Raw genomic sequence first — 24919 nt, forward strand, 5'->3', positions numbered from 1 at the left:
GCCGTTTGAATGGGCCATCATGAACAGCCATTTACCCCCACTCTCTCCGGGTACGTTGACCGAGCGTCATTACGAGATGCTGGTTCAGGCTGTGGTCGATTACGCGATCTTCATGCTCAATCCGGATGGCTGCATCGTTTCCTGGAATGCCGGTGCTGCACGCATCAAGGGTTATGACGCGGCAGAGGTGATCGGTCAGCACCTGTCGCTTTTCTACACCGATGATGATCGGCGTAATGGCAAGCCCTGGCAGCTCATCGAGCGGGCGCTGCGCGATGGGCGATCCCAGGACGAAGGCTGGCGCGTGCGCAAGGATGGCACGCGTTTCTGGGCGCTGGTGGCCATCGAGGTGATTCGCGACGAGCAGGGCACGATCATCGGCCTAGCCAAGATCACTCGCGACATCACTGACCGCCACGAGGCGGATTTGCGTTATGACGCCTTGCGCGCCCAACTGTTCCAGGCGCAGAAACTCGAAGCCCTGGGCCAGTTGAGCGGTGGCATGGCCCACGATTTCAACAACCTGCTGACCATCATCCTCAGCGCCACCAAGCTGGCCAGCCGCACCAGCAACCCGGAGCGCCTGGCGAGCCTGCTCGCGAGCATCCAGGATGCCGGCGAGCGCGGCGCGCAGATGACTCGCAACCTGCTGACCTTCGCCCGTCGCGAGCAGATGCCGAGCCGTCTCGTCGACCTCAACGAGTTGCTCGACGCCGCGCATGCCTTCATTGGCCAGGCGTTGCCCAAGACGATGAGCCTGGAAGCGCAGCTCGCCCCTGGGTTGCATCGCGTCGAGCTCGACCCGAGCCAGCTGGAAATGGCGCTGCTCAACCTGATCCTCAATGCACGGGATGCCATGCACGGAGTTGGCGTGGTAAGGCTGCGCGCGGAGAACCGCGTACTTTCAGGGGAGTTGGAGGATCTGCACGGAGAGTTCGTGCTGATCTCGGTCATCGACCAGGGCGTCGGTATCGATCCGGCAATCCACTCGCGGCTGTTCGAGCCTTTTTTCACCACCAAAGACGTAGGCAAGGGAACTGGACTGGGGCTCAGCCAGGTCTATGGTTTTACCCGTCAGGCGGGAGGTGGCCTGCATGTCGAGAGCGTGGCCGGGCAGGGTGCAACCATGATCCTTTGTTTGCCGGCATCCATCGGGAAATCAGCAGATGTTCACGCATGAGCATGTCAGGGTCTGTTGACACGGCAACGCGGCTTGCGCTGCAACAGCAACAGACCCTAGTATCACCAATCGCCTTTTCTATCAGTGGGTTAATGCCTGGGAAAAGGACATTCGAGCCCCGGCTATTTTTGCGTAATTTCGATTGAGGCAGGCCAGAACTTGGAACAGCTACAACGCCTTCAAAGTGGGATCGATGGACTGGACGCGCTGCTCAAGGGCGGTCTGGTAGCTGGCGCATCCTATATCGTTCAAGGGCGCCCCGGCTCGGGCAAGACCATTCTCGCCAATCAGATCGCGTTCAATCATGTGCGCGATGGCGGTCGTGTGTTGGTGGCCACCTTGCTGGCCGAATCCCATGAAAGGCTATTTCAATTCCTCTCCACGATGACCTTCTTCGACCCGGTGAAAGTCGGTGCGGAGATCCAGTTCGTCAGTGCTTTCGATACGCTGGAGAGCGAAGGCCTGGACGAGGTCGTCAAGTTGTTGCGTCGCGAGATCAGCCGCCAGAAAGCCACGCTGCTCATCGTCGACGGCCTGCTGAATGCCCGCTCCAAAGCGGAAAATCAGCTCGATACCAAGAAATTCATTTCCGAGCTGCAGGGGCACGCCGCTTTCGCCGGTTGTACAGTGCTGTTCCTGACCAGCTCCCGCCTGGACGATGGCAGCCCCGAGCACACCATGGTCGATGGCGTGATCGAACTCGGTGAGGAGCTGTTTGGTGCGCGCTCGGTACGCCGTATTCATCTGCGCAAGACCCGTGGCAGCGGTGCGCTGTCCGGGTTGCACGAGTGCGAAATCACCGACGATGGCTTGGTGATCCACCCACGCCTGGAAAGCCTGTACAGCAAGCCGACCCAGGACGATAGCGCCACGCTGGCGCGTATCGCCAGCGGCATCCCAAGCCTGGATAGCCTGATCGGCGGTGGTCTTTCGGAGTCGTCGGTCACCTTGATCATGGGGCCAGCCGGGGTCGGCAAGACTACGCTGGGGCTGAGTTTCCTCGCCCAGTCCACCGCGGAGGCGCCAGGTCTGCACTTTGGCTTCTACGAGACGCCGCAGCGCCTGCGCCTCAAAGCCGAAGCCCTTGGCTTCGACCTGCGTTCGATGGAAGAGGCTGGTGCGCTGCACATCATGTGGCAACCCACCACCGAGGGATTGCTCGACGGCCTCGGCGCACGGGTGATAAAGGCCGTCAGAGAGAAAGGCGTCAAGCGCCTGCATATCGACAGCCTGGGCGGCATGGCGCGTGTGGCCAGCAGCGGCGCGCGGCTGGTCGAGTTCTTCAGCGCCTTGATGAGCCAACTGCGATCCATGGGCGTTACGGTGTTCGCCACCTGGGAGATGCGTGATCTGTTTGCATCGGAGATCAATGCACCAGCTCCGGAGCTATCGAGCATCGTCGACAACCTGGTTCTCATGCGTTTCGTGGAAAAGGAGGGTGAACTAACGCGCCTGCTGTCCATCCTTAAGATGAGGGACAGCTATTACGATTCCTCCCTCCTGGAAGTGGTCATCAGCGATCATGGTATTGAACTCAGCAAGGCATTCAAAACCGCAGCAGGAGCCTTGTCAGGGAATGCCGTGCAGGCGCAAGACGCCTGAGCCATGCGTGCCTGACCGAGCCTACTGACTATGACAACCATTCTGATAGTCGATGATGAATACCTGATTGCGGATATTCTCGGCTATGCCATGGAAGACGAAGGCTACATGGTGGTGAAGGCGAGCAACGGTCGCAAAGGGTTGGAAGTGCTCGACCGCGAACGTCCCGAGCTCGTCATCACGGATTTCATGATGCCGGTCATGGATGGTCTCGAGTTCGCCCGAGCCATTCGGGCGAGACCGGCGTCTGGCGATCTACCGATCATTCTGATGAGCGGTGCGCAGGGTAGTGTCGGCCGCGCCAGTCCCGAACTGTTCGCTGCGGTGTTCGACAAGCCCTTCAATATCAACCAGGTCATCGACAAGGTGAAAGAGCTGATCGGCCCGAGCTGATCATCTTCACTGTGGCTTCAGCGTCCACTGCGCTTCGCTGGTTTGCTTCTTTCCTTTCTATTCCTGAAACACGCTCTCCAGCGTGAATGCCGGACGCTGTCGAAGGCTGTAGTGCGGGCAGCTGTTTATGGCCGATGGGTGGGCGCCACTGATGCGTCCCATCAGCTTGTCGGGCATTACAGGCTCGAAGCGGGCCGAGGTCGCCACGAGCACAGGCCCCGCCTTGCCAGTGCTGCTGATAGTCGCTGAGGCCGGTACCGCGTCGCTTGCCTCGGCACAGAGTCTCAAGATCCTCGGCAAATCCTTCTCCATCCGCGAGCTGAACGAAACCCTCGGCAATCTGCCTCCCGTGAGGTTTCGAAGGCGTCTCCCGGCACCTCACCTGGCGTCGTGTTCAGGTTAACCAAGCTGCTGGCGCGAGCATGTTCTCGGCTGCCAAGGCCGTCGTAGCCGCACTGGCGCTGGGGTTGGCGACCTCTCGGCAACTTTTTCCCTGGAAAGTATCCCGGTGCGGAATCAAAGCGTTGCTCCGTAGTCCTAAACCCTGACAACGAAAAAGCGGTAGCCCATACCGCCACCTCCAGCCTCTCGAAGTGCTGGGTTGGATGTCGATCCGTTTGCAGTATCAATGCCGCTTTCCCCTGAGTGCTCGCGTTGAGCAGGCAGACGGGATCTGGTGATTGCGGTAGGGAAGGGATGCTGCTGTATGCACCAGCCATGACGGCTTCTGGCGGCGTACAGGCGCTTGCGGTTCGGCTGTTGACTGCCTGCGTCCATCAATTCGATGTCGCCGTACCGCTACGGCGATTGTGGGGGAGATATTAACCATTGAACGGTAAGCACAGCCTATGAAAATGTTGAAGGAATCCCTCAAGAAGGTATTGCCCCGGGACAGTATCGATAACCTGAAAGGGTTGCAGAAAAAACTCGCCATGGGCTGGATCCGGGCGCTGTCGCGGTCGGCCACATTGCGCCGCTTCCACTATTCGTTCTTCTCTTCGGCGTTCGATCGTGAAGCCTATGCCGTGGTGGTCGGTCACCTGCAGCACGAGGAGAACCTGTCCGGTGCCGAGCCGGTGAACTACTTCCTGCGCCGTGCCGTGCACCGCATCGAGAAGGGCCTGATCATGCAGCCCAGACGCGAGGTGTTCGCCCTGGACTATATCGGCGATACGGTCGACAGCTACATCGCCTCGCTCAACGGCAATGTGGATCGAGACGAAGTCAGCTGGGCCCACGATGTACTCGCCGAGTATTTCGCCGTGACTGGCGAGCACCCGGTGATCAATCGAGCCCGCGAGAAATTCGCCCGTTTCGAACGCCCGGCCAGTTCGCCCGGCAGCCTGCGTAATCCTGACACCGAGCGCGTGCCTTTCGCCGCTGACGTGAGCACGCCGAGCGTGGATTACACCGCCATGCGCCAGCTGTCGATGAAGCGCCGCTCGGTACGCTGGTACCAGGATCGTCCCGTGCCGCGCGAGGTGATCGACAAGGCCGTGGAAGTCGCCGTGCAGTCGCCGAGTGCCTGTAACCGCCAGCCTTATCGCTTCCTGATCTTCGATGATGCTGCGTCGGTGGCCCAGGCTTCGCGCCTGCCCATGGGCGTTGCCGGTTTCGATCACAACTTCCCGGCGATCGTCGCCGTGGTCGGCCGCCTGCGTGCCTACCCCCATGTGCGTGACCGCCACGTGATCTACATCGACGGTGCGTTGTCCGCCATGTCCTTCATGTTCGCGCTGGAGACCCAGGGCGTGTCGTCCTGCTCGATCAACTGGCCGGACATTCCCGAGCGCGAACAGGCGGCTGCCAAGCTGCTCAAGCTCGACCCGGACGAGCGCATCGTCATGTTCATCTCCCTGGGCTACGCCGCGGACACCGGCCTGGTGCCGTATTCGCAGAAGCTGTCGCTGGATGAAGCCCGCAGCTACGGGCACCTGGAGACGTCCAGTCGATGAGTGCCACGCGTGTCCAGGAGGGCATGAAATACCTCCTTAACTCGGGCTGGATGCTGGCCGAGAAGTTTCTGATGCTGGCCATCGGCCTGGCGACCACCGTGGTACTGGCCCGCTACCTGGGCCCCGAGGACTTCGGTTACCTCAACTACGCGCTGGCGCTGCTGGGCCTGCTCAGCATCGTGGTGCACCTGGGGCTGACCGGCCTGGTGGTCAAGGAGCTGCGCAGCAACCCGGAAAACGAAGACCAGATTCTCTCGACGGTATTCATGATCAAGGTGGGCTGCTCGGTGATCGCCTTCGCGATCATGATGGGCACCTACCTGATCGGCAACGACCAGAATTTCCTGGTGTTGCTGTTTACTGCCCTGGCGTTGTTCTTCACGCCATTCGAAATGCTCATCGACTGGTTCCAGGCGCGGGTACAGGCCAAGTACGCCGCCGTGGCCGGGTTCGTCGGGCAGCTCGGGGGCAACGGCCTGAAGATGATCCTGGCCATCGCCGGCGCAGGGCTGGTGTATATCGCCCTGGCCCACGTGGTGGTGGTGATGGTCACCTCGGCGATCCTGGTCTGCTATGCGGTGATGCTCAAGCGCGAGTTCCGCTTCGACTTTTCCTGGACGCTGGGCAAGAGCCTGCTCAAGAAAAGCCTGCTGATCTTCCTCGGTTCGCTGTCGGCGGTGATCTACCTGAAGGTCGATCAGATCATGCTGCAGTACATGCTCGGCGAATATTCCGTGGGTGTGTATTCGGCGGCCTCGCGTCTGTCGGAAGCCTGGTACCTGATCCCGACCATTCTCATGGCCTCGGTCTTCCCGAAGATGATCGACCTGAGCAAGACCGATACGGCGGGCTACAACCGCTTCATGCAGGTGGCGCTGGATGTGCTGTTCTTCATGGCCTTCGGCCTGGCGGTGGTGGTGTTCTTCCTCTCCGACTGGATCGTGCGGGTGCTGTACGGCGCTCAGTACGCGGACGCCGGGCCGGTACTGGCAATCCATATCTTCGCGGCGACCTTCGTATTCATGCGCGCGCTGTTCAGCAAGTGGATCATCATCGAAGAGGCCTTCATCTTTTCCCTGGTCACCCAGGGCCTCGGCGCCCTGAGCAACATCGTGCTCAATTACTTCCTCATCCGCAGCCACGGCGTCGTCGGTTCCGCCTGGGCGACGCTGATTTCCTATTCCATCGCCGGTTACGTGAGCCTGCTGCTGTCACGCAGGACACGGCCGCTGTTCGTCATGATGACCAAGAGCATTTTTCTGCATGCTTTCATCAGCGTGCCCCAGTTGATTCGTGAATTCAGGAGAGCTTGATATGTACGTCGAGATTCGCAAGGCCGGTTTCGTCAACAAGGGCGCTGCGCTGATGCTGCATGCCGCCCTGCAGCAGGTGCAGCAGAACCTTCCTGCCGCCAAGGTGGTGATGGAGCCTGGTCGGGCCAAGAGTCCCTATCCCTATGTCAACCGCGCGTCCCTGGGGTTGTATCAGAAAGCCTGGTTGTGGCGCGCCGGCATCCCGTTCGGCGACCTGGCAGCCGTGGTGCCGGCTGGTATTCGCGAGCAATACGGTGTGGTGCTGGACAAGGAAGTGGACGTGGTGCTGGATGCTGCCGGCTTCGCCTACAGCGATCAGTGGGGCCCGGATCTGTCCGAAGAGCTGGCGCGCTCCAGCAAGCGCTGGAAGAAGAACGGCAGCAAGGTGATTCTGCTGCCCCAGGCATTCGGCCCGTTCCGCGATCAGAAGAGCAAGGACGCGGTAAAGGCCTTCGTCGACAACTGCGACCTGATTTTCGCCCGTGAGCAGGTGTCCTACGACTATCTCACCGAGATCGTCGGCGAGCGCGATAACATCAAACTGGCACCCGATTTCACCAACCTGATCACCGGCACCTTGCCGGCCTATTTCGATCCTGAAATTCATCAGGTCTGTGTGGTTCCCAACTGCCGCATGCTGGACAAGACCGGTGACAGCGTCGCCAAGGACTATGTGCCGTTCCTGCAGCGCGCCACCAAGATGCTGGTAGAGCGTGGCGCCAAACCGTTCCTGTTGATCCACGAAGGCGAGGGCGATGCACGGGTGGCCGAGCAGGTATCGCAAGCGGTGGGTGGCCTGCCGATTCTGCGCGAGACCGATCCGCTGGCGATCAAGGGCATTCTCGGCGCCTGCCGTGGCACCCTGGGTAGCCGCTTCCATGGCCTGGTCAGTGCGCTGTCGCAAGGTGTGCCGTCGTTGGCTACGGGCTGGAGCCACAAATACCAGATGTTGTTCGCCGACTACGGTTTTTCCGAAGGTGTGCTGGACATCAACCTGACTGACGAGGAATTGGCCCGCTTGCTCGATTACCTCACCGAGCCGGCGCAGATGCAGGAATTAACGAGCCGTTTGCAGGCCCATTCCAGCGAGCTCAAGGAGCGTTCTCGGCTGATGTGGGGCGAGGTATTCGAGCTGATCCACCAGCACCGCAGTTCACACGCGCAAAAGGGCCTGGCGCTGGCTGCAGGGCGCTGAGTTCAAGGCCGCTTGGTGAGCCGGGCGGCGATATGAAAATGCCCCGGTTGAGTGATCAATCGGGGCATTTTTCATGGCTGTGCAAGGGCTCAGGATTTGCGGTTGTAGGCGCCTTGTTCACCGACCCGAACCGCATCGCTGGCACGGCCATTACGCAGAACGAAGTAGAAGAACTGCGGGATGCCAATGATGTACCGCTTGAACAGGCGACGCGGCTCTATCAGCAGTCGGTACGCCCACTCCAGACCGATCTTGCGTAGCGGTAGCGGGGCGCGGCTGAAGCGTTGCGCCGAAAAGTCGATGATGGCGCCGCCGCAGATCATCAGAGCAGGGCCAACCAGCATGCGCTGGAGCCTGGCAGCTACGTCTTCCTGCTTGGGCATACCCATGGCCAGCACGATGACCGGGATCTTTCCGGGTTCCAGGTGCTCGGCTACGAAGTCCGGGTAGAAGCTGACCTCACGGAAGCCGTCGGCGGCGGTGAAGGGTTGACCTTTGAACAGGCGCTCGGCGCCTTCGCTGAGCCAGGGTTCCTGGGTACCGAGGGCAAAGAACTGGAAACGTCCGGTGTCGTAGGAAAGGTGTTCGATGAGCTCGGGAATGAAGTCCGTGCCATTGAGATTGGCTTGCGGATCCCTGCCATTGAATTTGCACGCCATCTTCACGCCAATGCCATCGCGCAAAAGATAGTTCATGCGCATGAAGTTGCGCCGTACGGTTGGATCGTTGTGGGCGATGTTGTAACCATGCTGGTTGAGGAAACCCAGCGTCGTGGGTGATTGAACCTCGCGCAGTTCTGCCAGCAGGGCATCCTGCATATCTTCTTCCACCAGCTTGAGTTTCGATATCAGCGGATCATAGAGCTTGGGGATAAATTTCACGGCAAGAACCTCGATCGTAGCGTTGCAATTAGGTTATTGGGACATCATCACGTTGGTAAGTTCACCGGCACATGATGAAGTTTCAAATAACCCACCTGACAGAGAAAAACGATTTAATGGCAGTTCAGGCAGCGTCCTTGCGTTATACCGCGGTGTAAGTAGGAAAGTCCTTTTACATTGATGGCTTTTTGCAATTGCCGATTATCCGACGGATGGGTGATAGCAATTGGCCTTATTGAGTGCCTCGGTGTAGAGCTGCGATCTAGAGCCTCTACCGTCCAGTTCGATGGCTGAAACCCTAATGCACTGGCGGTGTCAACGGGTCGTCAAAACGCATTAATAAACGAAATAGCGCTGCTGAGCGCAGAGTCGGGGAACTGTGCGGCTATTGCACCACTGTTATTTACAGCGCTTGCCCGCTGTCAGCTGTAAACATACATGGGGTTGTTTTCGATTCAGTGAAGCTGCTGATTGAACGGCCTCATTGTTTACAGCGACTGATGTTGCTGCTCTCCACCAACAGCATAGAAGCGTGTATGGCCTTGTAAACATGCGCCTCATTTACCTGATTGCGGCACGCCTGGTCTTGCTCTTGGAGGTCTGCTGCGACAAGCAGTTTTTGGGCTTTGGCGTGCCTGACGAGCAGACACGCTGAAGCGCCCAGGCGGTGATAACCGCTGGTTACAGAGTGTTTCGATTAGCTATCGATTAGGAGCCTGTTACCCGAACGGGAAGGGCATCCTTGAAGGCGGGGACATGGCAGGGAGGGCGCATGAGTGCCTTGGGGAGACAATCTGCAGCGCCTGTTCAGCTAGGCGCTGCAGAGGGTGGTCAGGCAGCGGAGACCTTGAGTTCCTTTACCCGGCCGTAGTTGTCGGAGAAACGGATGATGTCGTCCTCGCCGAGGTAGGTACCGGACTGCACCTCGATCAACTCCAGCGGAATCATGCCCGGGTTTTCCAGGGCGTGGATCTGGCCGATGGGGATGTAGGTCGACTGGTTCTCGGTGACCATGTAGGTCTCGTCACCATTGGTCACCTGAGCGGTGCCGCTGACCACGATCCAGTGCTCGGCGCGATGGTGGTGCATCTGCACGGAAAGCTTGGCGCCCGGCTTCACGGTGATGCGTTTGACCTGGTAGCGCGAACCATGATCGATCGAGTCGTACATGCCCCACGGGCGATACACCTCGCGGTTGTTGAGGTACTCGCAGCGCTCTTCATGCTTGAGCTGCTCGACGATGCGTTTGACTTCCTGGGCCTTGTCCTTGTGGGCGACCATGATCGTGTCTTTGGTCTCGACGATGATCAGGTTTTCGACGCCCACTGTGGTGACCAGACGGTAGTCGGCATGCACGTAGTTGTTGTGGCTGTCGTGGCTGAGCACATCGCCCTTGTGCACGTTGCCCTGTTCGTCCTTGTCGCTGACATCCCACAGTGCGGACCAGGAGCCGATATCGCTCCAGCCGGCATCCAGAGGTACCATCACCGCGTCTTCGGTCTTTTCCATCACTGCATAGTCGATGGAATCTTCCGGACAAGCGGCGAACGCCTCCTTGCCGATGCGCACGAAGTGCATGTCCTGCTCGCTCTGGGCAGCGGCGCGACGGCAGGCATCGAGGATCTCCGGCTGCCAGCGTTGCAGTTCTTCCAGATAGCGGCTGGCGCGGAACATGAACATGCCGCTGTTCCAGAAGTGCTCGCCAGACGCGAGGTAGCGCTCGGCGGTTTCGCTGTCCGGCTTCTCCACGAACTGTTGTACGGAGAAGCCACCGTCGCCGGCCGATGCACCTTTGTGCACATAACCGTAACCGGTTTCTGCGTGAGTCGGCACGATGCCGAAGGTCACCAGTTTGCCGGCCTGGGCGAAGGGCAGGGCGGTTTCCACCGCGCGGTGGAAGGCGTCCACATCCTTGATCAGGTGGTCGGCAGCCAGTACCAGCAGCACCGGGTCGTGCTCCTTCTCCAGGGCCTTGATGGCCGCCAGGGCCACTGCCGGAGCGGTGTTGCGTCCGACCGGCTCGAGCAGGATGCTGGCGTTTTCGATGCCCAGCGTGCGCAACTGTTCAGCGGCGAGGAAACGGTGCTCCTCGTTGCAGATCAGGCATGGCTGGCTGACTTGCAGGCCGTCGAGACGGCGGATGGTGGCCTGCAGCATGGACAGCGAATCGTCGGCGATGGGCAGGAACTGCTTGGGGTTGAGTTGGCGCGAAAGCGGCCAGAGACGCGAACCGTTACCGCCGGAAAGAATGACAGGAATCATCGTGGAGCTCCTCCCATGAAGAGTGATTGCCGTAGTTTGAATTCCCTGAGCAGGATCGGCAGGATCAGGAACGCATCACGCGCGTAACGTCCTACCAGTCGGCGAGGCTCGGTGAAGGCGCGGTGCAGCCATTCCAGGGAATAACGCTGCATCCACAGCGGGGCGCGCTGGATCTTCCCGGACAGGAAGTTGATCGAGGCACCCACGCACAGGCCGATGCCGACGGCCTGATCGGTTTCGAGGATCTTCCGAGCCAGGATTTCCTGACGCGGGCAACCCACCGACAGCACGACCAGATTGGACGGATGATCGATGACGAAGAGCAGGCACGCCTGGATCGCTTCTTCGCTGTCGATGAAGCCCATCGGCGGGTTGTGATGGTGAAAGGTGATGTGCGGGTAGCGCGCGCGCAGATGCTGGATGTCTTCATCCTCGCAGCCGATCACGGTGACGTTCCAGGCGCGCTGTTCGGCGATGTCGATCAGCTCTTCGGTGAGCGTGCTACCGGGAATGGCGTCTTCCACGGGCACCTTGAGCATGCGCAGCAGGGGCAACAGCACGCGGCTGTCACAGATGCGATGGCGAGCCACTGCGTAGGCGCGCTTGAGGTCGTGGTCGGTTTCCAGCTGCACCACGTGATTCACGTTGGGTGTCACGACATAGCTGTATCTGTCGGTGCTGTGCTCGACCAAGTCCTCGACCAGGCGATCCTTGGAGCCAGCGTAGAACTCGATGTCAAAGGCTTTCATCAACACCTCTTTGCGCCATTGGCGCGGGTTACGGATGGGCAACGGCTGCTGTTGCTGGTGATTCATTTGCCCAGTGCCGCTTTCAATAATTTGCTATGGGTATGCACGTAGTGCAGGACATACAAAGAGATGCTGTGCAGCGGCGATAGTTTCATGACCTCCCGACGGATGCGCATATCTTCCTTCAGCGCATCGAAGCGCCGGCTGGTGGAAACACCCGTGGTGTCGAAAATGCACAGCGGCGAGGCGATCTTCAGCACGTCGCGCTTGTGATCCTGGCCCTGGAGAAACTCGACGATCATGCAGTAGTCCGCCGAGAGCTTGTAATCGTCGCGAAAGCGCACGTTGCGCAGCCTTTCGTTCTCGAAATACATCGCCTGGTGGCTGGACGGCATGCCCAGCACCAGATGCCCGATCTTCTTGGCGCTGGCCGGCGTCAGGCGCCCGGCAGCGTTCTGCAGGTAGTAGTCGCCATAGACGTAACGCGGCTTGCTCGGCGCCTGCTCGATCGCATCGGCAACCTTCTGCAACACGTTTTCGTCGTAGAACGAGTCGCCGCTGTTGAGGAACAGGGTGTAGCCCTCGGTCGCCGAGCCCTTGATCAGGCCCTTGTTCATGGCGTCATAAAGGCCCTTGTCGCGCTCCGAGGTGATCTCGGCGTTGGGGTCGTCGATGGTTGCCAGCCACTCGGCCCCACCATCGTTGGAGGCACCGTCGACGACGATCCAGCGGAAGTTGCGGTAGGTCTGGGCAGCCACACTCTGGTAGGTCTGCTTGAGGCCTTCCAGATTATTCCAGTTGATGGTCACGATACTGAAGGTTGTCATGGCGTGTGCCTCTGATCTCTCGAGTCGGGGATTTTTCCGTTGCGTAGGCGCGGGAGAAGTAAAGGAAGCAGGCGGCGCCGATGCCGAGCACATCGCCGCCGTACATCAGCGAGTTGGACAGGAACATGTTGAGCATCTGGAACCAGAACACCAGCTGGAAGGCATTGAGCAGCGGGCCCTTCTGCGGGCAGCGTTTCATGATGCGCAGGTAGCCGGCGTAGAAGATGAAAGCGATCAGCGGAGTGAGGAATCCGTAGCGGTAATAGACGCCGAAGATGCCCACGTCCGACAGATAGAAGTGCGGGTTGTAGAGCGTCGAGAAACCACCTTTCCATTGCAGCGACAGCGAGCCCATGCCGATGTACCAGTTGTCGGCAACGGCGCCGATGATGATCGCCGTGGTGGTGTCACGCACGCCGGGACCGGTGGTGGCTTCGTCGAGGAGCGCTTCGAACTTGGCGAACTGTTCGTAGTAGAACTCCGGGAAGATGAAGTAGGAAGCGACCAGGATGGTGGTGGCGAGCAGGCCGAGCTTGATCAGCGAGTCGATACGGTCACGGAAGATCCACAGGCCCGCCAGGCACCAGATGATCATGGTCTGGCGGGTCTGCAGCACCAGCCACAGGTAAGAGGCGAAGAACAGCAGGGTGACCACTTTGAACAGCGAGATGCGTTCTTTCATGCTGTACATGAGCATGAAGGCGCAGATGGTCACGTAGCTGGAGCCGATACGGAAACGGTTCGGACGCAGCAGCACTTCGCCGGCGTCCTTGGCATCCACGGTGAACGACACGCCGGAGTTTTCCGGGATGATGCCGAAGTAGTAGCAGTAGCCGACGAAGGTGCAGGCCAGGCCCGAGTAGAGAAAGAAGGTTTCCAGGTGCTTTTGCGTGGGGGCGGTCTTGATCAGCAGGAACAGTGTCGGGAAGAACACCAGATAGGCAAAACTGCGGCGCTCTTCGAGCAGGCCATAGATGAACGGCTGGTCGAAATTGAGTTCCGCCATGATCGCTGAGGTGATCGGCAGCACCAGGCCCATGAAGATGATCCACAGGCTGGTCTTGGACTGGTACACGCGCTTCCAGACCAGGAACAGGGCCGCAGCGCTGCCTACCACGCCGAGCAGATACAGCTCGCGCAGATAGGGGATGCCGGCTTTCTTGTCGTCGGTCAGGAAGAAACAGGCCGAGTTCAGAACGAACAAGATCAGCAGCAGGTTGCGGTATGCCAGGAGTTGCTTGAACAAGCTCGCGTTCCCATATCGAAATTGTCGTGGCTCGCAAGCCGGCGCCGCGTTGAGTGGCTTGCGAGGGCTCTAGTACAGTGCCTGCAGATAGTCCCGCGTATTGCGGTGTATGCACGGTTCATCGCGCATCTGCTCGATCGGCCACCAGCGGTAGCGACCGTGCTGCACGCTTGGCGGTTGCAGGCTTTGCGCAGTGCCAGGCTCCAGCGCGTAGGCGATCACCACGTAGTGGGTGTCCGGTGCTTCGCCAAACACGCTGTCGTCATAAAAGTGCTCGTAGACGCCGAGTAGCCGGCCCTGGTCGCGGCGGAATACCTGGCCCAGTTCTTCCCGGGTCAGGCGTTCGAAAGCGGCATCCAGGGTTTCATTCTTGAGGATGCGCCCGCCTGGAGCGAACCAGCTGCCCTGGGCGGGGCGATTGAGACGCTCACCCAGCAGCAGCTCGCCTTCTGCGTTGCGAACCAGCAGATCGATGGACACCAGCGGTGTGCTGGCGACCACGCTCTTGAAGGTCTCGGTCGGCAGAAACATGTCAGCCCCGCACATCGTCGATGTTATCGACGAACCAGCGATAGGCATCGCGCAGCCCGGTTTCCAGGTCGATGCTCGCCGTCCAGCCAAGCTTGGCCAGGCGCGATACATCCATCAGCTTGCGCGGCGTACCGTCGGGCTTGCTGCTGTCGAACGTCAGGCGACCCTGGAATTCGGTGACCTTGGCGATGGTCTGCGCCAGTTCGGCGATGGTGCAGTCCTGCCCGGTGCCGACGTTGATGTGCGAGAGCATCGGCTGGGTGTGTGCCTGGTAGGTGGCGTCATCCAGGTTCATCACATGCACGCTGGCGGCCGCCATATCGTCGACGTGGAGAAACTCGCGCATCGGCGTGCCGCTGCCCCAGATCACCACCTCGTCGTCGCCCCGCAGGGTCGCCTCATGGAAGCGACGCAGCAGGGCGGGGATGACGTGGCTGTTTTCCGGGTGGTAGTTGTCGTGCGGGCCGTACAGGTTGGTCGGCATCACGCTGCGGTAGTCGCGGCCAAACTGGCGGTTGTAGCTTTCGCACAGCTTGATCCCGGCGATCTTGGCGATCGCGTAGGGCTCGTTGGTCGGCTCCAGCACACCGGTCAGCAGCGCCTCTTCACGCATCGGCTGCTCGGCATGCTTGGGATAGATGCACGAGCTGCCCAGCGACAGCAGCTTGTTCACGCCGGCATTGTGCGCAGCGTTGATGACGTTGGCTTCGATCATCAGGTTCTGATAGATGAAGTCGGCCGGGTACTGGTTGTTGGCGTGGATACCGCCGACCTTGGCAGCGGCCAGGTAAACCTGGTCGATGCGCTGTTCGGCGAAGAAGCGCTGCACGCTGGCGGCGTCGACCAGATCCACGCTTTCACGGGGCGCCGTGACGATGCTTTGGTACCCCAGGCTCTGCAGGTGACGCACGATCGCCGAGCCGACCATACCGCGATGGCCGGCGACGAAGATGCGCTGATCGAGGGAGTTGGCCGTCATGCTCAGTTCTCCACGGATACCGGAAGCTCGTGACCGTGCTCACGGAGCAGGGCATGGCGACGGGCGACCTTGAGGTCTTCGCGAACCATCTCGGCGCACATTTGCTGCACGGTGATTTCCGGTGTCCAGCCGAGGATATTCTTGGCCTTGCTCGGATCGCCCAACAGGGTTTCCACTTCGGCAGGGCGGAAGTAGCGCGGGTCGATACGTACCACCACGTCACCGACTTTCAGGGCCGGAGCCTTGTCGCCTTCGATGCGCTCGACGATGCCCTGCTCGCTCACGCCAGTGCCTTCGAAGCGCAGGTGCACGCCCAGTTCCGCAGCGGACCAGGTGATGAATTCGCGTACCGAATACTGTACGCCGGTGGCGATCACGAAGTCGTCCGGCTTGTCCTGTTGCAGCATCATCCACTGCATCCGTACGTAGTCCTTGGCATGGCCCCAGTCACGCAGCGAATCGATGTTGCCCATGTACAGGCAAGGCTCCAGGCCCTGGGCGATGTTGGCCATGCCGCGGGTGATCTTGCGGGTCACGAAGGTTTCGCCACGACGCGGTGATTCATGGTTGAAGAGGATGCCGTTGCACGCGTACATGCCATAGGCTTCGCGGTAATTGACGGTGATCCAGTAGGCGTACAGCTTGGCGACCGCGTACGGCGAGCGTGGGTAGAAGGGCGTGGTTTCCTTCTGCGGGGTTTCCTGCACCAGGCCGTAGAGTTCGGAAGTGGAGGCCTGGTAGAAACGGGTTTTCTTTTCCAGGCCCAGCAGGCGGATGGCTTCGAGGATGCGCAGGGTGCCCATGGCATCGACGTCGGCGGTGTATTCCGGGGCTTCGAAGCTCACCGCCACGTGGGATTGAGCACCGAGGTTGTAGACCTCGTCAGGTTGCACTTCCTGGATGATGCGCGTCAGGTTGGACGAGTCGTTCAGATCACCGTAGTGCAGGATGAAGTTCTGGTTGTCGACGTGTGGATCCTGGTAGATGTGATCCACGCGCTGGGTGTTGAAGGACGACGCGCGGCGTTTGATGCCATGCACCTGGTAACCTTTCTCCAGCAGGAATTCGGCGAGATAGGAACCGTCCTGGCCTGTGATACCGGTGATGAGCGCTTTTTTCTGTTCCATTGCAATACCTGCGATGTCCAATTGATAGAGGGGCTGTATCTAATCGCTGCGCGCGGTCAGTGGGGTCATGCGCGCTTGAGCAGCAATTGCAGGCGTTCCATGACGCCGAAAAGAATGATCCGTACCGACGGAAACTTGTAAAAGAAACGGTAGATGTCGTATTCCGTTCTGGGCCGCGACAGGCTGGCGCCGTCTATGTCGGCCGAGTCGATCAGGGCTAGGCCCTCACCTTCGATGTTGTGCAGGATGCTCAGTTCCATGGGCTTCATGGAAAGGCTGAAATTGTGCAGCCCGTGGGCGTCCGTGCGGGTCAGCTGCAGCCCGCTGCGGCAGGTCTTGCAGCCATACAGGTTGACCGTGAAATCGTAGGGTTCGAGCAGCGGGTTCTGGCGTTTGACGCAGGCTGGCAGCAGCTCGCAGAAGGCGTCGTAGACCGACACGCTGTCTTCTCGTTTGGCGAACTGGTAGTCGATTGGCTGCTGCTGGATCGGCACCTGGAAGCGTGACGAGGCGATGTTGAAATGCTGACCCGGATCGCCGAAATTGGTGCTCAGCGAGCGGAACGGGTACACGAAGTACAGATCCCGGGAAATGATGTAGGCAGTGAACAGCTTGAGCCACGAGGACTCCGGCCAGCCGCGGATATCCGCCGGGATGCCGTCGATATGGCTGATGTCGGTGCCATGGTTTTCCAGCCACTGGCGGAAGCCCTGCCAGTGGCGACGCGACCAGGCCTGGCCCCAGGAGGCGGCCATCTGGATGAAGTGCACGTCCGAATCGCCATCGTCGATCGGCGTGAAGGGCAGGTTGGCGGTCTGGTTGAACTGCACGCTGTAGAGGCTGATACCGGCCACGCCGGCATCGTCGGCATAGGCCTGCAGCGCCCGTGATGTGTACTCGTAGAAGAACGGTGAGACGAACAGATCGTCTTCGAGGATGATCACATCGCCGTATTGCTCGGTCAGATCACCGCAGCTCAGCACGTGCTGGCGCAGCCCCAGGCGTTCGGGGTGGGCGATGATGCGCTTCTCGCCGTGTGGCCAGTCGAAGGCTTCGGCGACCTGGCGTGGCTGCGGGTTGCCGGAGTTGTCCAGGCTGATCACCAGGCGAACATCGCCTTCGGGATAGCGAGCCTTGATCAGCGAGCCGAGCAGGCGACTGAGGCTCTTCGGCCGGTTGTAGCCGATGACGACGATAGTGGGCAATTGTGCGGTCATAGGATCGAAGCCAGTCTCTGATGAAAGTGTTTAGGGGCGATCACGGCGCGTCTGCCGATCGGCCTTGCCGTGCCAGTTGCGTGCGGCGAGCAGCACGCTGGCGATCAGGCTCAGGTAGATCAGGATGCTGGCCGTGGTGAAGGCCATGACGGTCTGCTCGGCCTGTTCCAGGAACAGGGCGCCGGCCATCAGGGCGGCGATGCGCAGTACGGTGCTGAGCACCTCGAAAACCAGGAAACGACCCTGTAGCGCGAGGGCCGGAACGGCGACCGTGCAGGGGCGGCTGACGAAGATCATGTATTCGGCCAGGGCCAGCCAGCGCGCGTATTCACCGGCCACCGCCCATTGCTCGCCGAACACCAGGGCGAACAGCTGCGGGCCGAAGCAGAACACCAGCGCGAAAGGCAGCAGGCCGACCAATGCCAGCGCTGCAGTGGCCTTGGCCAGCATGGCGGTGATCGGTTCGTGGTTGTGTACCGCGGCGCTGATACGCGGGTAATAGACATCGGCCACGGATTTACCGATCAATTGGGTCGGCACGTTCAGCGCCTGTCTGCACAGCGCGAAGAAACCCGCCGCCACGGGGCCGAAGAATACCGCCAGCACCAGCGTAGGCAGGTTTTGCGACACGGCGTTGATGAGCATCTGCGGCGCGCGGTACAGCGGAAAGTCGTTGTATTGCAAGGCGAGTTCGCGGGTGCTCAACGGCTGCGGCTCGATGGCTGGCTCCTGAGCCTGCGCACTTGCGCTGCGGCGCAGGCCCCAGTTGAGCATCAGGGTATGCAGCAGCGGCCCGACGATGGTGCTCAGCAGCAGGGTAGCGGGGCTCGCGTGCAGCAGCCCGACGGCGATGCGCAGGCCGTTATGGGCGATGGCTTGTTGCACGGCCACACCAGCGGTGAGGCGATAACGCTGTTTGCGAATCAGCCATTGCTGGGTGACTTCGAGCGCTGCACCGGCCAGCAGCACCAGGGGCAGCAGCATCAGAAAGGGGCCGATCTGGGGGACGCCTGCCTGGCTGGCCAATGTTTCGCCGAACAGGGCGATGAACACGGCGGCGAGCAGCGCGAAGCCGCTGGCGATAAGCAGGGAGAGACGAATCAGACCGCGGGCATCGCCATCGTGCTTGGGTAGCACGATGGCGATTGGATAGGTGAGGGCGGCAATCGGGATGAGCATGAACGCCAGGCTCATGAATACCCCGAGCACCCCATAGGCCTCTGGCCCGTAGAGGCGGGTTATGACCGGCATCAAGGCCAGGGTGATGACCTGCGCGCCGGCGGTGCCGCACGCGACGGTGGCGATATTGCGCAGTACGGGGCTGCGCAATGCGGCCCTGCCGGACGCGCCGAGACGCGTCCAGAGGGTGGCGGGGGCCATGACTTTGGGTTCCATGACGTCCATTGTCGGAAGGGTCTCAGCCGTTCACTTGTTTACGGCCGATGCCGTAGTAGTCGAAGCCCTCGCGATCCACCTGGGCGAGGTCGTACTGGTTGCGGCCGTCGATGATCAGCGGCTGCTTGAGCAGCTTTTTCAGCGCCTTGAAGTCCGGACGACGGAATGGCTTCCACTCGGTGACCAGCACCAGTGCGTCGGCATCGATGGCGGCTTCGTACTGACCGTCGACGATCTGCAGGCGACCTTCGCTGAACCAGTGCTCAGGGAATTCGGGGATTGCGGTTTCCCTGGCGATCGGGTCGAAGGCTTTTACCTTGGCGCCGGCGTTGATCAGGCTGTTGATCAATACCACGCTGGGCGCTTCACGCATGTCGTCGGTACCCGGCTTGAACGCCAGGCCCCAGACGGCGAAGGTACGGCCCTTGAGGTCGCCCTCGAAGTGCGCGGCAAGCTTGTTGAACAGCGATTGTTTCTGCTGCTCGTTACGCGCCTCGACGGCTTGCAGCACTTTGGGCTCGAAGTCGTTCTGGTGGGCGATGCTGATCAGTGCCTTGACGTCTTTCGGGAAGCACGAGCCGCCATAGCCGCAGCCGGCGTAGATGAAGTGATAGCCGATGCGCTGGTCGGAGCCGATGCCCAGGCGCACGTTCTCGATGTCCACGTCGAGGCGGTCGCAGAGGCCGGCGATCTCGTTCATGAAGGAGATCTTGGTCGCCAGCATGGCGTTGGCCGCGTACTTGGTCATTTCCGCATCACGTACGCCCATGAACTTGATGCGTGGGTTGTTGCGGATGAAGGGCGCGTACAGCTCGCTCATGGCCTGGCGGGCGCGCTCGCTGTCGGTGCCGATGATGATCCGATCCGGGTGCATGAAGTCATCGACCGCCGCGCCTTCCTTGAGGAATTCCGGGTTGGAGACCACATCGAAACCGATGTCCTTACCACGCAGTTCCAGTTGCTCGAGAATCTCGGCGCGAACCAGATCGGCGGTGCCCACCGGTACCGTGGATTTGTTGATCACGGTGGTGTGGCGGGTCATCAGGCTGCCGATCTGGCGGGCCACTTCCAGTACGTAGCGCAGGTCGGCGGAGCCGTCTTCACCGGGTGGCGTGCCAACGGCGATGAACAGAATGTCCGACTGCTCCATGGCTTCGGACAGGGAGGTGGTGAACAGCAGACGGCCCGCTTCGAAGTTCTCTTCCACCACGGTTTCCAGACCCGGTTCGTAGATCGGCAGGACACCGCGTTTGAGGTTTTCGATCTTCTTCGGATCGACATCCACGCAGACGACCGTGTTGCCCATCTCGGCGATGCAGGCGCCGGTGACGAGGCCGACGTAGCCGGTTCCAACGACAGTGATATTCATGGATAAAAAATTCCTTGAGTGAGCGTTAATCGTTACGTGGCGCCAAGGGCGTCGTTCAATAAATGTCGCGCGAGAACAGGGTGAAGGGCGTCTTCACCAGGATCTTGATGTCCAGCCACAACGACCAGTTGTTGATGTAGGCCAGATCCTGTGCCACGCGCTGCTGCATTTTTTCCAGGGTTTCGGTTTCACCGCGATGACCGGTCACCTGAGCCAGGCCAGTGATGCCCGGCTTGAGGCGATGGCGGGCCATGTAGGCGAGGATCTTGTCGCTGTAATAGTTGTTGTGCGCCACGGCGTGCGGGCGCGGGCCGACCAGGGACATTTCGCCGCGCAGCACGTTGAGCAGTTGTGGCAATTCGTCGATCGAGGTGCGGCGCAGGAAGCGGCCGACCGGCGTGATTCGCGGATCTTCGCGGGTCGCCTGCTTGACCTTCTGGTCGTCGTGCATGCGCATGGAGCGGAATTTCCACACCAGAATCACGCCACCGTTCCAGCCATGGCGCGGTTGCAGGAAGAACACCGGGCCAGGCGAGGACAACTTCACGGCGATGGCCGCGGCGATGAACAGCGGGCTCAGGGCCACCAGGGCGAGGAAGGCCAGGGTGCGATCCATCAGCTCCTTGCTGAATACCGCGGCAGGGTGCGAGCTGATCGGGCTTTCGTTGAGGTAGATGGCCGGCAACTGTTCGATCTGCGAGATCGACTGGTTGAGCAGCGGCATGCTGCCGAAGTCCGGTACCCAGACCACGTCGACGCTCATGTCGAGCAGGTCGATGTAGAGTTTCTCGATATGCGAGATCTCGTCCAGGGTCAGGGCGATGTACACACGGCGTACGCCATGCTGCTCGGTCACTTCACGCAGTTGGTGCAGGGCGCCGAGGATCGGGAAGCGGCCATCCTGGGTGTGCTCGTCGGCGTTCGACGCCAGCAGGCCGATCAGCGGCACGCGGTTGGAGGCCGTCAGGCGTTCGGCCAGTTCGTGAGCCTTCTGTCCGGAGCCGATGATCAGCGAGGCGCGCTCGTTGCGCAGTTTTTCCGAGTGAAGGCTGGCGAAGTAGCGCAGCGGGATGAAGGTGATTGCCTGTGCCAGGAAGCCGAGTAGCGCCCATTCGCGCATGATCTCGAACGAAAACCGCTCCAGACTCTGGCTGAAATAGGCGATGAACAGCAGGCCGGCGAGCAGGGTGAGCCAGCCCGCCAGCAAGTGCAACAGACCGGTCAGGTAGCTGAAGCGCTTGTGGTACACGCGCAGCAGCCCGTAAGCCGGCACCGAGCCGAGTACCGTGAGCACGATCAACAGACGGTACTCGGTGGGCACGTCGCCGTAGCGCTGAATGACCAGGTAGCAGAGCAGCATGCTGACCAGAGTAATGGCACAGGTCCATTGACCCCAGAACGTCAGCCCCCTGCGATTCTCGGCAGGATTGATCCGTTTGGAAATCATTTGCGGCGATCCTCATGCAAATCTTCGATGAAGTGAGATGCCCTCGGAAAACACACGAGAGGCGACCTGTCCCTATGCGATACGTATGGCGATACGCTGGGCGAGCCCGACGCTGCACCGCGCTTTCGCGCCAGTCGGTAGCTGTAGTGCGTCCTGTTGCCGAGCGCTTGACGCATGGTTTTCCAACCTCCAACAAATACGAATCCTGCGGCCTGAACCGACAGGCACGTGTTATCAGGCAGTCAACTAAGCGAAATGCTGGTGTGCGATACGCCAGGGCGTGTCGATGACCAGACGTTCGGCCTCTCTCTCGCCCAGGATCCGGGCGGCTTGCAGGAGGCCTTCTTGTAATTGGGGAGGGCGGTGCTCCAGGTTGTGAGCATCAGTCGCCATAATGCTGACCACGCGATGCTTCAGCAGTTCGTGAGCCAGGTGCATTGCACGTTCACCAAAACGACCAGCGGCAGAAGCGGCCGTCACCTGCAGCAGGCAGCCCTGCTCGATGAAGGGCTTGAGCTTGCTCGGCGTATGCATCAACGCCTTGTTGCGCTCCGGGTGCGCGATGATGGGCACCACACCGTTCTCCAGCAGCCACTGAGTCATGCGTTCGGCGCCGAACGGCATCTCCCCATGGGGAAATTCGAGCAGCAGCGCCTTCTTGCCTTCCCACTGGCCGAGGAAGGGAATGCTGCCGTCCAATACGCGGGTCATCAGTTCGCCTGAGAAACGAACCTCTGCGGCCGCGCCGACCTTCAGGTCGATGCCGGCTTCCTGCAGCGCCTTGTTGAAATTGCTGCAGGCGCTGCGAATGCTGTCGCTGTCGTTCTCGTAGCGGCCAGCATGGATATGCGGCGTGCAGACGCTATGGCTGATGCCGTTGGCCACGGCCATACGGGCCATTTCCAGCGCGGTCGGCAGGTCTGCCGGGCCGTCATCGATGCCCGGCAGCAGGTGGTTATGCAGATCGATCATCAGATACCTCCCGCTGTCATGCGCTGGTTGATCAGAACCCTGTGCATCAGGCCTTGCTGTCGCTGTAGCCGTAGTGGTCGTAGTAGCCGCTGTAATCGCCGGAGCGGGCGGCCTTTTCCACGTCCACCTGGTTGAGCACCACGCCCATCATCGATGCACCGCTCTGCAGCAGGTGGCCCACGCCACGCTGCGCCAGCGGGATAGAAGTGCTCTCGGACTTGATCACATAGATGACCGAGTCGGCGAAGGTCGACAGGAGCGAGGCGTCGCTGACCGCCTGGCTGGGCGGCGAATCGATGATGATGTGGTCGTAGTGCTCCTTGATCATCTCCAGGAACTTGGCGAAACGTGGCGACGCCAGCAGTTCCAGCGGGTTCGGTGGCACCGCGCCGGCCGGCAGCATGTCCAGGTTGTTGCCCATGGTGTGGATGCAGTCCTCGATCTTGGCGCTGCCGGTGATCAGGTTGGCCAGGCCAGGCGTACCGACCGGGAAATCGAAGCTCTTGGCCAGGGTCGGGCGGCGCAGGTCGGCATCGATCAGCAGCACACGCTGCAGCTGGCTGAGGGCGAACGCCATGTTGGCCACCAGGGTGCTCTTGCCTTCGCCAGGCGAGGAGGAAGTGACCACCAGTACCTTCTTCGAGCGGTTGGTATCGGCCAGCATCAGGCTGGTACGAATGGTGCGAATCGCTTCGCAGAAGCGCGCATCCTCGCCATGCTCGAAGAGGTGCGCGGCGGTGTACTTGGTGTTGTTGGAAATCAGCGGCACGATGCCGAGAACCGGCAGGTTCAGCTTGCTCTCGACGTCATCGGCGCGCTTGAAGGTGTTGTTGAGGATGTCGCGAACCACTGCCAGGGCGATGCCGAACACCAGCGCCAGGCCGGCGGCGAGCACGATCAGCAGCTTCTTGTTCGGCGCACTGGCCTGAACCGGAGCGATGGCCTGATCGATGATCCGCGCGTTGCTCGAATTGACGTCCTGGGTGGCTGCGGTTTCGCGCAGGCGAGTCATGAAGGTTTCGTAGAGCGAGCGATTGCTTTCCACGTCGCGGGTCAGCTCGCGAACCTTGAATTCCTTGCGCGAGATGTCCTGGATCTGCTCCTTGTTCTTGTTGAACGAGGCATTCAGGGAGTTCTCGTTGGCGACTGCCAACTGGTAGTTGCGCTCGATGCTCGCCACCACCTGTTCGACCTGAGCACGCAGGCTCGCGGAGGCGGCGCTGAGATCCGACTTGGCTGCTGCCATGGCCGGGTGGCGCTCACCGTAACGGCGTGACAGCTCTTCGACCTTGGCACGGGTACGCGCTTCTTCAGCCTTGAATTGCTGGATCAGCGGGTTGCCCAGTACCGCAGGGACGCTGGACAGGCGGCGCCAGTCGGTCGACCCCATGGACTGGACTTGCCGGTACTGGCTTTCCGCTTCGGCACGCTGGCGGCGGGCGTCGATCATGCGGTCGCCGGTCAACGACAGTTCGTTGTTGCTGATGGTGGCGACGCCGTTTACGTCCACCAGGCCTTCGGCTTCGCGATAGGCCTGCAGACGATTCTCGGCTTCCTGCAGCGAGCTGCGCAGCTCGGTCAGGCGAGTGTTCATCCAGGTGGTAGCGGACAGCGACATTTCCATCTGCGCTTCGAGCTGGCTGTCGATGTAGTTGCTGGCCAGGGAGTTGGCGATCTGCGCTGCGGTCAGGCGATCCGGCAGTTCGACGGAAATGCTGACCAGCTGGCTCTTGCCTTCGACCCAGATACTGGTGCGATCCATCAGCATCTTGGTGACGGCATCCAGCAGCTCGGCTTCGGTCATCGGCGTGGCCGGCTCGGGGGCATCGACCAGCCCGGTGATCGACAGCATGCCTTGCAGGCTGTGCACGAATCCGCCGATGTTGATCAGCGGCTTGGGCTGCTGGCGTGGGTCGAAATCGGGGTGTTCGGTGAGGTTGAGCTCGCGTACCACCTTCTCGGCGACGCCGCGGCTCTTGATCAGGCCAAGCTGGGTCTGCAGGTATTCGTTCACCGCGCCGGTGGTGTCGTAGACCTGCTGGAAGGACACCAGCTGGGTGCCTTTGGTCTCGATCATCACCGTCGATACGGCTCTGTAGACCGGTGTCATGCGGGACACGGCGAAAGCGGTGACCAGGGTGATCACCACCACGAACAGGGCGATGGCCCACTTGCGCATCCAGATGGCGTTCCAGATACGCCGCAGGTCGATGTAATCGCTATCTGCTTCCGACGGCGATGGCTGCCACTGTCGGATCGTGCGTGCAGGACTGTTCATA

20 protein-coding genes are annotated in these 24919 nt (G+C 60.7%); 6 read left to right on the forward strand and 14 right to left on the reverse strand.

Going from position 1 to position 24919, the window contains the following annotated elements:
- Window positions 1-19: 19 nt before the first annotated feature.
- From DNK10_RS21560 to DNK10_RS21585, 6 genes are all read left to right on the forward strand, one after another.
- Window positions 20-1180: a two-component system sensor histidine kinase NtrB gene (locus DNK10_RS21560; protein ID WP_131181286.1), complete on the forward strand. Its 1161-nt coding sequence runs from the start codon at window positions 20-22 to the stop codon at window positions 1178-1180.
- Between the two features lie 159 nt (window positions 1181-1339).
- Window positions 1340-2782 carry an ATPase domain-containing protein gene (locus DNK10_RS21565; protein WP_131192962.1) on the forward strand — a complete coding sequence of 481 codons (1443 nt, stop codon included), beginning with the start codon at window positions 1340-1342 and terminating at the stop codon, window positions 2780-2782.
- Window positions 2783-2812: 30 nt separating this feature from the next.
- On the forward strand, window positions 2813-3175 hold the full coding sequence (locus DNK10_RS21570; protein WP_131181284.1) for a response regulator: 363 nt from the start codon (window positions 2813-2815) through the stop codon (window positions 3173-3175).
- Window positions 3176-4023: 848 nt separating this feature from the next.
- Complete coding sequence (locus DNK10_RS21575; RefSeq protein ID WP_131192963.1) at window positions 4024-5130, forward strand: nitroreductase family protein; 1107 nt, start codon at window positions 4024-4026, stop codon at window positions 5128-5130.
- A gap of 23 nt (window positions 5131-5153) precedes the next feature.
- Window positions 5154-6443: a flippase gene (locus DNK10_RS21580; RefSeq protein WP_165496022.1), complete on the forward strand. Its 1290-nt coding sequence runs from the start codon at window positions 5154-5156 to the stop codon at window positions 6441-6443.
- Window position 6444: 1 nt separating this feature from the next.
- Window positions 6445-7638: a polysaccharide pyruvyl transferase family protein gene (locus tag DNK10_RS21585; protein WP_131192965.1), complete on the forward strand. Its 1194-nt coding sequence runs from the start codon at window positions 6445-6447 to the stop codon at window positions 7636-7638.
- 89 nt (window positions 7639-7727) lie between these two features.
- On the opposite strand, the gene DNK10_RS21590 is transcribed toward DNK10_RS21585, so the two are convergent.
- The 14 genes from DNK10_RS21590 to DNK10_RS21655 form a co-directional block, all read right to left on the reverse strand.
- On the reverse strand, window positions 7728-8519 hold the full coding sequence (locus DNK10_RS21590) for a WecB/TagA/CpsF family glycosyltransferase (protein WP_244216299.1): 792 nt from the start codon (window positions 8517-8519) through the stop codon (window positions 7728-7730).
- Between the two features lie 831 nt (window positions 8520-9350).
- Window positions 9351-10781, reverse strand: coding sequence for a mannose-1-phosphate guanylyltransferase/mannose-6-phosphate isomerase (locus DNK10_RS21595; RefSeq protein ID WP_131181279.1), 1431 nt, complete (start codon window positions 10779-10781; stop codon window positions 9351-9353).
- Entirely contained in the window at window positions 10778-11530 is a 753-nt protein-coding gene (locus tag DNK10_RS21600) for a WecB/TagA/CpsF family glycosyltransferase (protein WP_244216300.1), read from the reverse strand. Before DNK10_RS21600 ends, DNK10_RS21595 begins: the two co-directional genes overlap by 4 nt.
- Before the next feature lie 62 nt (window positions 11531-11592).
- A complete protein-coding gene (locus tag DNK10_RS21605) occupies window positions 11593-12357 on the reverse strand; it encodes a glycosyltransferase (RefSeq protein ID WP_131192967.1) in 765 nt (254 codons plus the stop codon).
- Window positions 12320-13603 (reverse strand): hypothetical protein, encoded by a 1284-nt coding sequence (locus DNK10_RS21610; protein ID WP_131192968.1) that lies wholly within the window; start codon window positions 13601-13603, stop codon window positions 12320-12322. Before DNK10_RS21610 ends, DNK10_RS21605 begins: the two co-directional genes overlap by 38 nt.
- 69 nt (window positions 13604-13672) lie before the next feature.
- The gene (locus tag DNK10_RS21615) at window positions 13673-14134 is read right to left on the reverse strand and encodes a GDP-mannose mannosyl hydrolase (RefSeq protein ID WP_131192969.1); all 462 of its coding nucleotides are present in this window, start codon (window positions 14132-14134) and stop codon (window positions 13673-13675) included.
- Between the two features lies 1 nt (window position 14135).
- A complete protein-coding gene (gene fcl, locus DNK10_RS21620) occupies window positions 14136-15113 on the reverse strand; it encodes a GDP-L-fucose synthase (protein ID WP_131181274.1) in 978 nt (325 codons plus the stop codon).
- A 2-nt stretch (window positions 15114-15115) separates the two neighbouring features.
- A complete protein-coding gene (gene gmd / locus DNK10_RS21625) occupies window positions 15116-16240 on the reverse strand; it encodes a GDP-mannose 4,6-dehydratase (RefSeq protein WP_131192970.1) in 1125 nt (374 codons plus the stop codon).
- A gap of 65 nt (window positions 16241-16305) precedes the next feature.
- Entirely contained in the window at window positions 16306-17457 is a 1152-nt protein-coding gene (locus tag DNK10_RS21630) for a glycosyl transferase family 2 (RefSeq protein ID WP_131192971.1), read from the reverse strand.
- Window positions 17458-17487: 30 nt separating this feature from the next.
- A complete protein-coding gene (locus DNK10_RS21635; protein ID WP_244216301.1) occupies window positions 17488-18837 on the reverse strand; it encodes a lipopolysaccharide biosynthesis protein in 1350 nt (449 codons plus the stop codon).
- Window positions 18838-18874: 37 nt separating this feature from the next.
- Window positions 18875-20221: a UDP-glucose dehydrogenase family protein gene (locus DNK10_RS21640; protein ID WP_131181270.1), complete on the reverse strand. Its 1347-nt coding sequence runs from the start codon at window positions 20219-20221 to the stop codon at window positions 18875-18877.
- 55 nt (window positions 20222-20276) lie between these two features.
- Window positions 20277-21668, reverse strand: a complete 1392-nt coding sequence (locus tag DNK10_RS21645; protein ID WP_131181269.1) for an undecaprenyl-phosphate glucose phosphotransferase — start codon at window positions 21666-21668, stop codon at window positions 20277-20279.
- Between the two features lie 246 nt (window positions 21669-21914).
- Window positions 21915-22640 (reverse strand): tyrosine-protein phosphatase, encoded by a 726-nt coding sequence (locus DNK10_RS21650; RefSeq protein ID WP_131181268.1) that lies wholly within the window; start codon window positions 22638-22640, stop codon window positions 21915-21917.
- A gap of 46 nt (window positions 22641-22686) precedes the next feature.
- Window positions 22687-24918: a GumC family protein gene (locus DNK10_RS21655; RefSeq protein ID WP_131192973.1), complete on the reverse strand. Its 2232-nt coding sequence runs from the start codon at window positions 24916-24918 to the stop codon at window positions 22687-22689.
- Window position 24919: the final 1 nt, after the last annotated feature.

It is taken from the genome of Phytopseudomonas daroniae, assembly GCF_004327275.1.
GTDB classification, from domain to species: Bacteria; Pseudomonadota; Gammaproteobacteria; order Pseudomonadales; family Pseudomonadaceae; genus Aquipseudomonas; species Aquipseudomonas daroniae.